The sequence below is a fragment of the Paenibacillus sp. TSA_86.1 genome, assembly GCF_052691815.1.
The window spans coordinates 275,996-289,704 of the sequence record NZ_JBQZGE010000001.1 but is presented as its reverse complement, the minus strand read 5'-3'; the positions used below and the strand labels follow the sequence as shown (position 1 = coordinate 289,704).

The following is a 13,709-nucleotide window of genomic DNA, read 5'->3' as shown; positions in this document are numbered from 1 at the left end:
TCCCCAGATTTTTTTTATTCCTCTTTCTAAGGGGAAAATCCGGTTATAAACGCGAAGCCTATGCTTTCAATGTAGCTTTCTTTCAGAAAGCTTTTAGCTCCGCTTTTCAGGTTTTTTCTGTCCTCTCCGTTATTGTGTAAATGTACAATTCAAATGATATCGTCTCACCTATGAATTTTTGATCCTGTAATCTATAAAATTTCTATGAAGAAGCAGTCTTACTAAAGCTATGAGTCTACATAAGCTAAGGTATAAAACGATCTGAACCTATCCATTAGTGATAGCTTCTCTGGACTTACTTTTACTCTATTCCTTTGTTATGGTGGATCTCACGCATAAGAGGTGCACTTGTAACCGGACGACGGATTCGCTGTGTTAATGTCAGACGAATCTGTCCATTCAGATAGGCATCCGCTTGTAAATCCGCTGTTACTTCATCTACCGTCACATAACGTGTATGGCTTGCATCCGTGGCGTGAACCCCATCACCTTCATTTCCCACTTGAGTGATTGGGATTCGGGATTGAAGTGACAATCGCTGGACCAGATGGCTTACCGTCTGATTTGTCAGACTTGTATCCTCCGTGAGGATATGCCCGATCCACTGTTTGCGCACCTCAAGCGCCGAAGTTCCTGCCACTGCTGTACTGTAGCCGCTTAAACGCCACAGTACCGACGGCATCTTATACCCTCCAGGCCAGCGATCTGCATACAGAGACCAGTCTGCTCCCAGTTCGTTCCCTGTCCATTGCTGCAAGGCAGCAAGCCAAGGATCACTTGTAACACCGTTCTCACTAGCACGTTCCGGTTCGGGAACGTACACACCAAATCGTAAACTACGTGTTACCAAACCTGATGCAATGTCCGCACGGTCACTGTCCGTGGAGCCCAGATAAAGACATGTGAAAGCTCCACCTTGCTCATCTTCCAGCCGCACCTGATGCAAACCTGCGATCAGCAATGCTGACCAGCCCTCCACTTGCTCCGCACCCCCGTCCTCTGATCGGGCATACGGTGAAATCTTGATGATCCGCCGATACCCTGCCCAGGCAGACTTCGGGACTTCCTCGGCAAAAGCAATAACTGCACACGGCCCGGATAACACTTCACCCGAAGCAGGAATATCCTGCACACGGCCTTCCCAAGCGGGTACAAGATCTGCAAGCTTCTGCTTTAACGTCTTTTTGATCCGTGTACTCAGCTTAATCTCTGATACAGCATTGCTGATTTCGTGGCTTTGTTCATTGCTCGTTTCAGTGTTCATTTCATGACTCATGGACACACTCATTTCGCCCCCTTCAGCTGCAAAAGTGACTTCCGTCCCCATGGTGCAGCAACCATGCGGCAGTTCGGGATTCCCCCTTTTTACCGCGGGCCATGTGGAAACCGGATCCATGCAAGGACGACTTCACCGCATGAAAAAGACCAGCCCGCTCGGCTGGTCTGTACATTAGCGTATGTGCTTTCGATGTGTCCCTTGGCAATTAATCCGACAATACAATCTTACAGCCTTATTCCCCTAACGCGGATGGTGATCCGGTTGACTTCAGCGCGAATAAAGAGGGTGCTTGGGCGGTAAAAAGACGAGTCCATTCTAGGGCGTGTCTTGAAACCGACTGAAGTGCATCTTTTACCGCCTTTTCGCCCCCAGCTGCGTCACTTTCCCTTGACGTGCCCCGGCACGCCTGCGGTAAACTTCCTGGCTTGGAAAGAAAATTCGGCAAAATTGGTTTCCTTCAGCGTTTTCAGTCACACCCTAGTCCAGCCTTGCTTGCGGGCTCAGCGTAATTTCGAACGCACGTCCCCAGATGAAATCAGGGTTATTGTATTCCAGAAGCGCACCGTTATAAGTGGCATACGTCAGCTGCCCATCACAGATCTGACGAATAGCTGGATTCCCCTGCTGGAAGGCTGGTTTGCTTGCCAATTCAGCAGTATGGGTCTGCATGAGATCACGCAGCAAACTTTGCAGATGAGCATAATCCTCTTCCGAGTTGAACAGAATCATATTTTGATCTGCCAACGTTGCTACATTGGTATATAGTGCATGCGCACGCGAATAGGTGCGAACATCAGCAATGGCTACCGCTTTGTAGCTATAGTCTTTGAGGAAACGTTTGAACAACAGCGATCCGTGAGCATTCATCGCATCCCGCAGCTTATGTTCATGCTTTTCCGTAGTGAGCAATGCATATCTCGATTGCGCCATACCTACGGCAAGTCCGATTTTGTTCCCTGGTGTATTCCAGGCACTATAACCAAGCACACGTCCGGTATATGGACTGTTCAGCAACACTTCAGCTACATCCACATTCGCAGGTCCTTTCCCCACAAAATCAATCAGGATGGACGGGAGTCCCTGCTCTCCATTAAACGCCAAACGTTCCACAGCCGCCTGCACCTGATCCAGTGCAGTAATGGCGATGATCTCCATGTCCACAGTGGGGCCAGCTGCATCCTCATTCCATACTCCACCGACCATATCGATGTGGCGTACGACATTTTGGTGTACATCCATATATTCGTAGGTGTTAATAATCGTAGAGCCGTGCGGACCGTAATACTTCACGCCATACCGGGTCTTAGCCCCGCCTTTGAACAGCTGATTCGCCATTCGAGCGACCAAAGCATGTCCTAACCCATCGGCATCCGGCAAAATGATCGCCCGATCCGGATTCTGACCATCCGTACCGCCCAGCCATTCGTTAATGCGTGCTTCCACATACTTGATCTCGTTAATCTGAACCCCTTGGGTATTTGCATCATCCACACCCACAGCAAGGAAATCAATATAACCTGTACGAGCCAGCTGATCCAAAATGTAACGATTCGTTTTAAACTTGTGCTGTCTTGTATTGTAGTATTTCTGTTTATCAAAATAAGTCGTTTCCCCGTACTCTACCCCTTCTGGAGAAACGTTATATCCTTGAATAATATCTTCAAACTCCGTGTAGGTCTGGCGTGGCTGTTGCATCAACGAACGGGATTCATTATATGCATCCAGCGCCAGACCATCTGCGAATGAAGTCGTCGCAAGTCGCATAATCGTGTCCATCACAAACAGTGGTTTGCGAGGGTACTTGGTTTTGATACTGCGAATTACATTCAGCCAATGAGTCGTTTGCTCGTCATACGCCGGGTACGTTCCGCCACCGTCTTCTCGAAGCTGACGACTGCCAATCAGGCCGCCGTAAGCAAGCATATCCGTAGAAATAATAAAACCGTCTACCTTGGCCGCATGTTTTAGAATAAAATCATAAATTTTGGACGGGTTCCCGTAAACCGGCGTAGAAGTACCGAGAAGTGCTGTGCCGTCAGTCGTCTTTTTTGTATCCAAACGGTTTTTGATATCCTTCAGGTTTGGTGTAACGATGTGAAGACCGGCAGCTTTCCCTTGTACAATGACGTCATCCAGATTCGCCGGACGATCATCGAGTGGAACATACAATACTGTTTTCATATCATATAGCCTCCTGTTTTTGATATTCTTCAATACCCGATCAGGGCAAGGGAACAATCACCGAATTAAAAAAACAGCAGTTCGCCGCCCTGTTTCTCCGTGTATGAGCTACCTTTTGCCTTCGGCTCTTTGCCTCTCCTTGCTTCTGATCCGATAATATCATCTTACCGTCTTTTCCCGCTCACGCTGAAGGTGTTGCGGATGATTTATGCCGATTCGTCGGCGGTTTTATGAAAAGAAATGGCGAAAAAGCACCTGCCGCTTGGACAAGTGCTTCATGGATTGATTGTGCGTAATTCGCCATTCATGTACATGGTCTACTCCATACTTGAGATTCTATAGACGTTGATCTATGGGCTATCGAGCCTATACAATAATATAACGGAAGTTCTCCCAAATTTCAGGCATGGCCTCTCCGTTTTTAGCATGATGATAGAAACTGAACGGGAATTTAAATACATGTCCCCCATACCAGTCACGGCGGCGGTGATCCGTTAGCCAGTATTCCAATTCATGCGGCAGCGCGTTAGAGCGCTCAGCTCTTGTTAAAGGCAGCACATCTACAGGGGATTGCAGTGTAGCTGCCTCTTTCGTTACATCGAGATGACGGCTCAGCCGCAAAGCTTTTACCATTTTGAGAAAAGGCGGAATGCCTTTATAGAACAGAGCAGTGTAACCCAACTCATCAAGCATATTCAGCGCATGTCCATAGGTGAGCATATGACCGATCAGATCATGATGTGCTTCCGCATGATAGATCGTGCGAAAAGCACCCAGTTCCTCCAAAATCAACTGAGACAGCTGAATGGGATGCAGGATTTCAGGAAAACCATCCGTCGCTTCCAAACTCATATGTCGCATTTCTTTTACCGTAGTATTCACCCAGGATCGGCCGGGAATTGTACGTTCAAACGACTCAATTAATTGTGCAATCTGCTCAATCTCTTCTACCGTGCCCCATCCTTCCAACTCACGAATGGCTTTGAGGCTAATGGCACCATAGATGGCTTGATGTCCCACCCAGTGCAGCTCTCCAATCGTACGCTCCAGTGCGTCTGCAATACGTGCTTCGGCTTCTTCCAGCGGCATACGCTCATTGGGCAGAGCCATTTGACGGGTATGTGTCCCATGCTCGCGCAGCATCGCTTTGGCTTCGGCGGTTACGCTGCCAGCAGCAAGGGCCGTAAGACGATTTTCACGAACCCAAAAATAAGCTGCGATCGCTCCTGCCCCATAATGGGCATGCCACAAGTCTCCTGTGCGTTCCCGACTGGACGCAATGGTTGCTAGCCCTTCCTCCAACAAACGTCGATCCAAGTCTGCCATCCCCCTTCAACTTATGAGAGCTTCGCTACAAGCTGGACTACCTTGATTTTCAGAAAATAAAGCGTTTACTCTACTCCTATAACATGATGAAGTTCAGACACTTATGCCCTTTTGCACAATATTAACCGGGCTAAAGATTTCACATAGACGCTTTGATGACCACATAGCTCGGAGAGTTGCCATTATGCCCCTAAAAGCGAAGTGTGCCCACCTCACGGATTGTTGCTTCCAGCGGAAAAATCTGTGCCTTTTGATTGGAGAAAAACCAGACGCGTTCTTTCCTCACCACAATAAACAAACCGTTTCGGTCACCTACCGGAAAAAACGTATCACTTCCATCGCCCCAGCGAGATAATCCAAGCTTCTCCAGTTTTTGCACAGCAGCGGGGACGTCCTCCGACACTAGCCCAATCTCACACATCTGCAAAATGTCTGCCACCGAGAATCGACTCTCACGTGCCTTATTTTCCTGCTGATGGGCAATCAACTCCACAATATTTCCTGCCGGATCTTCAAAATACAGCGAACGCGAATCCCAATTGTTTGAGTACGTTTCGTCCCGCTCTCCATCTGTACGAAGTGTCACCCGTGACGCCGCCCACTGCTTCGCTTCTTGAAACTGATTTCTCGGAATCATCCAGGCAAAATGATAGAACGGCTCTACGGCCCTCTCTCCAGCTTCGCCCGCTACGTACCACTGCTTGAATATCATCTTGGTGCTTCCGGCCTGTACAGTAAATGCTTTTTCCGATAGATCAATATCGGATACCCTCATGCCCAGCGTATCTCCATAGAAATGGTGCAATTCCTCCAGCTTTACGGTATAAAACAATACTTGTTCGATGATCATATGCCTCTCCCATGCAGCCTCTCCCATTTACTCCACGGCACCAATCCAAGCTCAGGCTTCGCCTCATCTGGCAGCACGGCGATGAATTCAAGCGAATGACCATCCGGGTCGTTAAAATAAACAGAAACGGCGGGCATCCAGCCAAAGACATACAGTTCTCCACAATCATCATCCAGAAAATTGCGGGTGGTGATGCCCTTGTTTTCCAGGTATTCAACTGCATGTCTCATATCCGCTAGAGATACCTGAAAAGCAAAGTGTTGACGCTGCACCTGTGCAGGCTCCTTCTCCCACAGCCCCAACATCGCATGACGCTCGCCCCCAATCCAGAAAAATGAATATTTGCGTTCCTGATTTGCATTGGCATGTTGTAAACCCAGTACTTTTTCATAAAAATGATGTGATCTTGCGAGATCTATAACGTTCAGATGTGTTTCATAAAGCCCTTGTATCATGTTCTGTTCCCTCTTTTCAAAGATTTGGTGTATTTCATATTTTTTATCCAACGTAGTCATCCCAGACCTCCCCGGATGCCTCAATGTGCATTCCTTGCCGCCGTTAACGTCTGAGCCAGATTCAAAAACGATCCCAGCACACGCTGTACCCGCTCCTCCACATCCTGACTGCCTTCGTATTCTTCGTATCCGTCAAACGTGGCTTCAAAACGTCTGCGCTGTGCGCCGCCAATGGAGATCCATTCTGGAGCGTTAATGCCGTGCAGATTACGCACCATTGTTTGCAGCTGAGTAAGCGAGCTTACTCCCACTGCTCCGCCAGCTGAGCTGATTGACAGCACCGGTTTACCACTGAAATGAGCCTGACTTAGATGATCCAGCGCATTTTTCAGCACACCGCTTATACTGCCGTGATACTCGGGTGTAGAGAGGATAATGGCATCGGCTGCAAGCATCACGGAATTCAAATTGGCCAGATTCTCGTCTGTTCCCTGCTTTTCATCCGGGGCATAGAAGGGGATCGGTTTTTCATATAGATTAAACAAGCTGGCCTGATGTCCATGACCTTGAATAATCTCCACTGCATATTCACCCAAACGTGTACTCGTTGCGTTTTTACGATTGCTGCCTGTCAATATCACGATATTCATTGCTTTCACTCTCCTATGTTAGATTGGTTATCCTTATTTTACCTTATATATATCGCTGAATTCGTCAGCTAATGGACTTAACTTCTGCACAAAAAAACTCAACCTTTCGGTTGAGTTCATACGACTTTAGTCTGAATTTGTCTGAATTTGGCGCTTATACCGTTCTTCACAGCTCCCAGCCATTCCGTACAGCATGAAGCGCTGCCTGGGTGCGGTCTGCAAGTCCCAGCTTATCCAGCAGGTGACTGACATGTGTTTTAACTGTTTTCTCCGTAATGACGAGCCGGATCGCAATCTCCTTGTTGCTCAGTCCTTGAGCGATTAGTCCAAGCACTTCCCGTTCACGTCTGGTGAGTAATTTCAACCCCGCATCAGATACTGTACCAGGTTTGCTTGTTTGCATTACCCGCTGCTTGGTCTGATCCAAATGCTGATGGGACAATACCTCTTGAGGAGTGCGTTCCTCCTGCGGCGCATCTGACAACACATCCATGGACGCCATGACATGCATGAGTTGACCTGCTGCCGATGGATGCAATTCAACTTGGCCTGAATACACATTACGGATTGCTACAGCCAAGTCTTCAGGTTCGATATCTTTCAGCAGATATCCCTTCACCCCTGCACGAACAGCAGGAACGACATGATCCTGATCCGAGAATGAAGTCAGCACAATAATCCGTATATTCGGCAGTAGGCTGCGCAAACGCCTCGCCGTTTCAATACCGTCCATGACAGGCATATGAAGATCCATGAGAACAACATCCGGCTCCAGCTCCTGTGCCCGCTCCAAGGCCTCCTGTCCGTTTGACGCTTCACCGACAACCTTCATGTCCTGCTGGGTTTTCAGAAAAACATGTAACCCCCGTCTTACCATGACATGATCGTCGGCAAGTAAAATTGTAATCGGCATCGCGATCTTTGACCTCCTGACTCTATTGCGATTCAAACGGAAGCGGAATAACTGCCGTTACGGTTGTGCCTTTACGTGAAGAACTCCATAGTTCCAGCCTGCCCCCAAGTGATTGAGCACGCTCCCTCATAATCGACAACCCGAGTGAACCTTCAGAAGAAGCTTTACGACGTTTGGCGCCGCCCTTACCTCGATCCGAGATCGTGAGCTTCGCCTCATTTTCACTGAATTCAAGCAGGATGCAAGCCGAGAACACGCCCGCATGCTTGCGGATATTGTTCAGCGCCTCCTGACCGATACGCCATAACCCTTCCTCAATTAAACGGGGTATAGCGCGCATCCCTTTACGCTCAGCGGCCACCTGAAGCCCTTGTTTTGCCCCATACTCCTGCAATGCACTTAACAATCCAGCCTCCAGCCCGGCTGGGCGTAGCTGCATAATTAATGCACGCATCTCCTTGAGTGCTTCCTGAGATAATGCTTGTATGTCTCTCAGCACTTCTGCTGCAGGATGCACCGGCTCCGTACCGGAGAGCATACTCTCTGCACCTCTTGCCGTCAATGATAAAGAGAACAAAATCTGATTCACCGAATCATGCAAATCCCGAGCAAGCCGATTCCGTTCCTCAAGCCTGGCCAGTTCATGCCTGTGGTCTGCCAACTTCTGGCTCTCTCTGGATGCGATGATATGCTCTGCCAAAGCCTCTAATACTTCACTGTCTGCCTTGATCAGATCCAGGGATCTTACTCTTGTACCGATGACCAGCACTCCGGGTTCCTCTGGTGCATGATATAGGAGAGGTACACCGATCCCTGATGTAAGCTCATTGCATATCCGATCAAGCTTACTCTGACTGAATATTTCAACAATCTCATCGGCTGAGAACATGGATGCACGATAATGATCCACGATCCGATCCATAAAACGTGTTCCTTCCAAAGTCAGCGGTGCGTCTGCATCCTTCCATACCTCACCATCCGCATACATGGCCTTTATGTTAAATGTTCCATTCGTTTGTTGTATGAGAGCAGCGAATGGCCAGTCAAAATGTTTGCCAAGCAGCTTTGCAACTGTGCCTGGTAACGACGCATTCGCCTCCGTACATTCGTTGACTGCGAGACTTAATGCTGTACCGAAATCCCCGAGCCGGGCGTAGAGTTCAGCCCGCCGCTGCTCTGCACGATACAGTCTCATCCTTTCCATCGCACTGCCGATCTGATAGGCTACCGCTTGTAAGAGTGCAAGCTCGCTATCGCTGAAAACCTCTTTGCCTGGCGCTGCCACATTGAGCAGTCCCAGCATTCGCTCCCCTGAGCGCAATGGAACTGTCGCGTGATGGGTAATATCCTGTGTGTCTCCCCACTTGAATTCCACCGCATCTTCGAGACGTTTGCAGTTAATGATATTAACCGCATACTGCAACCTGCCATCCTTGAAACGGTTGATACACCAGCAAGTTCCCGAGCGCATCGGCTCTTTATCGTTTCGTATTAAAGCCGGGGGCAGGTTATAATCTGACACACATGTATACTCTCCCCGTTCATCGATAAGAAACAGCCATCCTGCTGTTAATCCGGTCAATTCCAACAGTTTGCCAACAACCGTATCCAGCATCAGGCTGAGATCGTTAGAGGTATTCAACGTTTCCGCAATGGTTTTTAGCGTTACCATATCCTGCATTTTAACCTCTTCCGGCATAGTGTCCTCCCTTCCAGATGCTCCAGTCTGTAATTGTCCCAACTATTGTAACCAATCCCCCGGTGATATTAAAGCTTCAACTTATAGACGAATACTCAGCCTAACTTCTGCCGTTCTTTTCTCGTTGATGACAAAGGTTCCATATTAATCAGCCCGCGGTCAGCCAAAGCCAGCGCCAATTTATAGAAAGCACGGGTGCGAATCTTGGTGTAGGTATCCTTGCTCACAGGCGGATCAAAGACATGGTTGTATATTTTATAGTCAAAAACATCATCGTCCTTCATATATCGTTCATTCACCAGCACACGTTCCTTTTCACTGAGCCGGGAAACGATATGATCAATCGTATCGCAATAAGCCTGGCGCGCACGCTGGACATCCACATTAAAAATCGCTGTTCTTGCCGTGGAATCCCCTGTCACATTCGTGCCTCCATGGAAACGTTCCGTGTAACTTGCGGTTACCAGTACCTCACGCTCTTCAAAAGCAATTGTTTTATAAATCCGATACTTCTCCAATGCAGCCTCAACAGCGGCCTGTGTTTTACGACGATCCAATTCCGGTAACATCAATTCCATATTTGCCATCGTTGCCATAGTTGTTCTCCTCCTAATGTTCGTTCATTCTATATCTCATCTGATTTTTGACGACTCATGTTCATGCTCACGTTCATATACTCTTGCTCTTGTTCACTCTCATACTCTTGCTCTTGTTCAAATCATCCCATCTTCTAGCAAAGACAGTCTCCTATATAGAATTGTTCCGATTCTCCAAATCTTAACGGTTTTTATTATTTTCTTCTGTTGCCTTTTGGAAACGAGCCACTGTTAATGTTATGTTCGTATTTTGTTCGCATTTCTGCTTTAGGATACCACTTTCTGGAGAATAGAGTAAACCTTCATTTTGGGTCATTTAGACGATAAAATAAAACCTTCCCTCTCATTTTCTATACCTTTTGGCATAATTGTTTCATATCTCTTTACCTAATGGTATATATACGATATAGTACAGATAATTACTGAACTCGTATAAGTCATTTGTTTTTTATAATTTAAGATAAGCGGTAATTTGCATGATAACGGAGAGGACAGAACGAACCGGAAGAAGCGGAGCGTTCGCCTTTATCACCGGATTTCTCCCCTTGAGGAGAAAAATACAGGAAATCCGGGGATAACAGCGATCAGTAGGTTGTTCTGTCGTCGGAGTGCCCTGTGCAATAGCATTGGCTTAACTTATAATCACAAGCACTTATGACGAGTCGAAGGAGATGCATGAATTGTGGAGCACGCTTTTGGTCCTTATATGAAACAGCTGCGAGAGCAACAAGGATTCAGCATCAACCAGCTTGCCGAAGCAGCTGGAATAAGCAATTCACAGATTTCACGGATTGAAAATGGTGTACGCGGCGTACCTAAACCAGCGACCATCCGTAAAATTTCCGATGCACTTGGTGTACCCTACTCAGATATGATGAAACAGGCGGGTTATATGGAAACAGGGCAGGATGCGAGCCAGCAGGACGTACCGGATTGGGCGACGTACAAAGATCGCCGGGACTTCAAAAAAATGCTGGAGGATGATGATGATCTGATGTTCGACGGCATCCCGCTGGATGAAGAGGACAAAAAACGGATCAAGGACGTGCTGACAGGTTTGTTCTGGGAAGCCAAACAGATGAACAAACGGAAAAAGCCAGGCGAATCGGATCAACGCCCATGAGGCCAGGACGCGAGTTCAAACTTATTGAAACTGCAGGTGAGATCATATGGATGACATCGTAACCAAGCTGATTCGAAAACACCGAACCAACTGCCCATTCAGCATTGCCCGGGCTGTAGGGATACAGATTCGTTTTACCAATCTGGGCAAATCGACCAAAGGGCTGTATTTCCGTAAACTTCGTCGCAGATTTATCGTAATACACAATGATTTACCGCCTGAATGGCAGCGATTTGTCTGTGCTCATGAACTGGGTCATGACAGGCTTCACAAAGGAATTAACCGTTTCTTCCTGGAGGAACATTCCTACTTCGCTCCAGGCAAACTGGAGAGACAAGCCAATCGGTTTGCCATTCAGTTATTGACGGCTGGCATCACACCAGAAGCAGATGAATCTCTTGAGAAATTTTGCTTGCGTACCGGACTGCCGCGTGAAGCGCAGCATTTTTTTTACACCATTTAAGAACATATGTTCCTCATTCAAGGTTTTACACTAGATTTCCCAACCGAATCTGATGTCACTTTCAGGTTACTTATTTTTACGCAAATCACGAGATTTCCTTATCATAGTCTGTTAAAATACTAAATGAGCTGTGCAAACGCTCTAATAGATTATTTTTTTGGGAGGTTTCGGATTAATGAAAAAAGCGAAACATGTGGTTTCACTTCTGCTAACGGTTTGTTTACTGTTTGGCAGTGTAGGCATTGCGGCGGCAGCAACAGATTCCGCTCCAGGCACAGGCAAACATATTACTATCCTACATACCAATGACATGCATGCTCGTGCAGTTGAACAATCACCTGCTATGGGTTTTGCCAAAGTCGCAGGAATCGTTGACAAATATCGCAGCGAAAATCCAAATACCCTCTTGCTGGATGCAGGCGATGCGGTGCACGGTACCACATTTGCTACGCTTGTCAGAGGTGAAAGCATTATACAGGTTATGAACGAAATCGGTTATCAGGCGATGGTACCGGGTAATCATGAATTCAACTATGGCTCGGAGCGTCTTGTTGAGCTGTCGAAGATGATGAAATTCCCTATGCTCAGTGCAAATGTGAAGAAAAAAGATGGAACTCGTCTCTTCGAACCTTACTTGATCAAAGAAGTTGATGGCGTGAAGATCGGGATTATCGCCTTGACTACACCGGAAACGATGTATAAAACGAACCCGAAAAACGTAGAAGGCCTGCAAATTACAGATCCTTCTGCAGAAGCTAAAGTCCTCGTGAATGAAATTCGTAGCAAAGTTGATGTTGTCGTTGTTCTTGGACACATTGGACAAGATGTTTCCAGTACCGACACAAGCTTCAAAGTCGTTAAAGACGTTCCAGGCATTGATGTGTTCATCGATGGACACAGCCATACCGTATTGAAAGACGGACTTGTCTCTGATCATGGAACCTTGATCGCAAGTGCAGGTGAATATACCAATTATGTAGGTCTCATTGATCTGTGGGTAGACGGTGGCAAAGTCTCCAAGAAAACAGCAACATTAATCGATGAAACCAAAGCCAAAAACATTAAACCAAACGAGAACGTTGCAGCTCTCGTAAGTTCCATTCAGAAAAAACAAGAACCGATCCTGAAAGAAGAAGTAGCAAATACCGCTGTTCTGCTGGACGGCAAACGTGAACAAGTACGCGCAGGCGAAACCAATCTGGGCGACTTGCTGGCTGGCGCGATCCGCGATGTTAGTAAAGCCGATATCGCTTTAACTAACGGCGGTGGCATTCGTTCTTCTATCGAAAAAGGTATCGTAACCAAGGGTGATGTTATTACCGTTCTTCCTTTTGGCAATCAAGTCGTAACCCTTGAAGTCAAAGGTTCCGATGTGCTCGCAGCGCTGGAAAACGGTGTAGGCTCTTACCCGGAACCAAGCGGCGGATTCCCTCAAGTATCCGGAATCACGTTCAAAATTGACGCTGCTGCAGCAAAAGGCAGCCGTGTTCATTCCGTTATGGTCGACGACAAAGCTCTTGATCCAGCAGCGACCTACACGCTCGCAACCAATGATTTCACAGCTGTCGGCGGTGATGAGTACACGATGTTCGCCAAATATCCAACAATCGGTATGTACGGTGCATTGGATGAGGCGTTGATCAACTACATGCAGAAGCTTGGCGCAGTAAATATTAAAACCGACGGTCGCATCAGTGAAGGCAAGAAAGCCGCTGTAGAACCAGAAGCACCGGGAACTGAGGCCCCAGCCCCTGTCCCAGCACCCACACCAACCAAGCCTCAACCAGAAAAACCGAAGCCGGAGAAGCCGGTCAAGCCAGCACCAGGGAAGCCAACTCCAGCTCCCGCTAAATTGCATATTGTAAAATCAGGAGAATCCCTGTACTCGATTTCCAAACAGTACGGTACAACATGGCAGTCACTGCAAAAGCTCAATAAAATCAAGAATCCACACCGGATTTATCCAGGGCAAACCTTGAAATTGCCTGTGGCTTCTTAATCCAAAGCAACATCAACTCAACTAGAAAAGGGAATCCCTTATCCAAACTACTGGCTAAAGGACTCCCTTTTATTTTGTTTTTATTTCGTTTGTATTCTGAACTTCGCTCGGCGGAGTCTCTTATCAAAATCATGGAGCTCAACCTTGTAGCAGGTTTGCAAACAAAATTAAAAAT

The 13,709-nt window shown here is 47.3% G+C and carries 12 protein-coding genes; 3 read left to right on the top strand and 9 right to left on the bottom strand.

The features are described 5' to 3' along the window. Positions 1–301: 301 nt before the first annotated feature. The 9 genes from ACUTVW_RS01190 to ACUTVW_RS01150 form a co-directional block, all read right to left on the bottom strand. A complete protein-coding gene (locus ACUTVW_RS01190) occupies positions 302–1,288 on the bottom strand; it encodes a hypothetical protein (protein WP_445644097.1) in 987 nt (328 codons plus the stop codon). Between the two features lie 468 nt (positions 1,289–1,756). Further along, complete coding sequence (locus ACUTVW_RS01185) at positions 1,757–3,460, bottom strand: DUF4127 family protein (RefSeq protein WP_445644096.1); 1,704 nt, start codon at positions 3,458–3,460, stop codon at positions 1,757–1,759. A 366-nt stretch (positions 3,461–3,826) separates the two neighbouring features. Further along, entirely contained in the window at positions 3,827–4,786 is a 960-nt protein-coding gene (locus ACUTVW_RS01180; protein WP_445644095.1) for a hypothetical protein, read from the bottom strand. A gap of 190 nt (positions 4,787–4,976) precedes the next feature. Next, positions 4,977–5,636, bottom strand: a complete 660-nt coding sequence (locus ACUTVW_RS01175) for a VOC family protein (protein ID WP_445644094.1) — start codon at positions 5,634–5,636, stop codon at positions 4,977–4,979. Then, a complete protein-coding gene (locus ACUTVW_RS01170) occupies positions 5,633–6,151 on the bottom strand; it encodes a VOC family protein (RefSeq protein ID WP_445644093.1) in 519 nt (172 codons plus the stop codon). Before ACUTVW_RS01170 ends, ACUTVW_RS01175 begins: the two co-directional genes overlap by 4 nt. Before the next feature lie 20 nt (positions 6,152–6,171). Beyond that, positions 6,172–6,741: an NADPH-dependent FMN reductase gene (locus ACUTVW_RS01165; RefSeq protein WP_445644092.1), complete on the bottom strand. Its 570-nt coding sequence runs from the start codon at positions 6,739–6,741 to the stop codon at positions 6,172–6,174. 166 nt (positions 6,742–6,907) lie between these two features. Then, on the bottom strand, positions 6,908–7,654 hold the full coding sequence (locus ACUTVW_RS01160; protein WP_445644091.1) for a response regulator: 747 nt from the start codon (positions 7,652–7,654) through the stop codon (positions 6,908–6,910). Between the two features lie 22 nt (positions 7,655–7,676). Further along, entirely contained in the window at positions 7,677–9,353 is a 1,677-nt protein-coding gene (locus tag ACUTVW_RS01155; protein ID WP_445644090.1) for a GAF domain-containing sensor histidine kinase, read from the bottom strand. Between the two features lie 95 nt (positions 9,354–9,448). Continuing rightward, positions 9,449–9,931 (bottom strand): ArpU family phage packaging/lysis transcriptional regulator, encoded by a 483-nt coding sequence (locus ACUTVW_RS01150; protein WP_434753075.1) that lies wholly within the window; start codon positions 9,929–9,931, stop codon positions 9,449–9,451. A 697-nt stretch (positions 9,932–10,628) separates the two neighbouring features. Between ACUTVW_RS01150 and ACUTVW_RS01145 the strand changes: the two genes are divergently transcribed. From ACUTVW_RS01145 to ACUTVW_RS01135, 3 genes are all read left to right on the top strand, one after another. After that, on the top strand, positions 10,629–11,072 hold the full coding sequence (locus ACUTVW_RS01145; protein WP_445644954.1) for a helix-turn-helix domain-containing protein: 444 nt from the start codon (positions 10,629–10,631) through the stop codon (positions 11,070–11,072). Between the two features lie 46 nt (positions 11,073–11,118). Continuing rightward, positions 11,119–11,535 (top strand): ImmA/IrrE family metallo-endopeptidase, encoded by a 417-nt coding sequence (locus ACUTVW_RS01140; protein ID WP_445644089.1) that lies wholly within the window; start codon positions 11,119–11,121, stop codon positions 11,533–11,535. A 175-nt stretch (positions 11,536–11,710) separates the two neighbouring features. After that, on the top strand, positions 11,711–13,534 hold the full coding sequence (locus ACUTVW_RS01135; RefSeq protein ID WP_445644088.1) for a 5'-nucleotidase C-terminal domain-containing protein: 1,824 nt from the start codon (positions 11,711–11,713) through the stop codon (positions 13,532–13,534). Positions 13,535–13,709 lie beyond the last annotated feature (175 nt).

What these genes read in the sequence shown, in the direction of transcription:
- ACUTVW_RS01190 (WP_445644097.1), bottom strand. Translation starts at nt 1,288, where the DNA reads ATGAGTGTGTCCATGAGTCATGAAATGAACACTGAAACGAGCAATGAA.
- ACUTVW_RS01185 (WP_445644096.1), bottom strand. Translation starts at nt 3,460, where the DNA reads ATGAAAACAGTATTGTATGTTCCACTCGATGATCGTCCGGCGAATCTG.
- ACUTVW_RS01180 (WP_445644095.1), bottom strand. Translation starts at nt 4,786, where the DNA reads ATGGCAGACTTGGATCGACGTTTGTTGGAGGAAGGGCTAGCAACCATT.
- ACUTVW_RS01175 (WP_445644094.1), bottom strand. Translation starts at nt 5,636, where the DNA reads ATGATCATCGAACAAGTATTGTTTTATACCGTAAAGCTGGAGGAATTG.
- ACUTVW_RS01170 (WP_445644093.1), bottom strand. Translation starts at nt 6,151, where the DNA reads ATGACTACGTTGGATAAAAAATATGAAATACACCAAATCTTTGAAAAG.
- ACUTVW_RS01165 (WP_445644092.1), bottom strand. Translation starts at nt 6,741, where the DNA reads ATGAATATCGTGATATTGACAGGCAGCAATCGTAAAAACGCAACGAGT.
- ACUTVW_RS01160 (WP_445644091.1), bottom strand. Translation starts at nt 7,654, where the DNA reads ATGCCGATTACAATTTTACTTGCCGACGATCATGTCATGGTAAGACGG.
- ACUTVW_RS01155 (WP_445644090.1), bottom strand. Translation starts at nt 9,353, where the DNA reads ATGCCGGAAGAGGTTAAAATGCAGGATATGGTAACGCTAAAAACCATT.
- ACUTVW_RS01150 (WP_434753075.1), bottom strand. Translation starts at nt 9,931, where the DNA reads ATGGAATTGATGTTACCGGAATTGGATCGTCGTAAAACACAGGCCGCT.
- ACUTVW_RS01140 (WP_445644089.1), top strand. Translation starts at nt 11,119, where the DNA reads ATGGATGACATCGTAACCAAGCTGATTCGAAAACACCGAACCAACTGC.
- ACUTVW_RS01135 (WP_445644088.1), top strand. Translation starts at nt 11,711, where the DNA reads ATGAAAAAAGCGAAACATGTGGTTTCACTTCTGCTAACGGTTTGTTTA.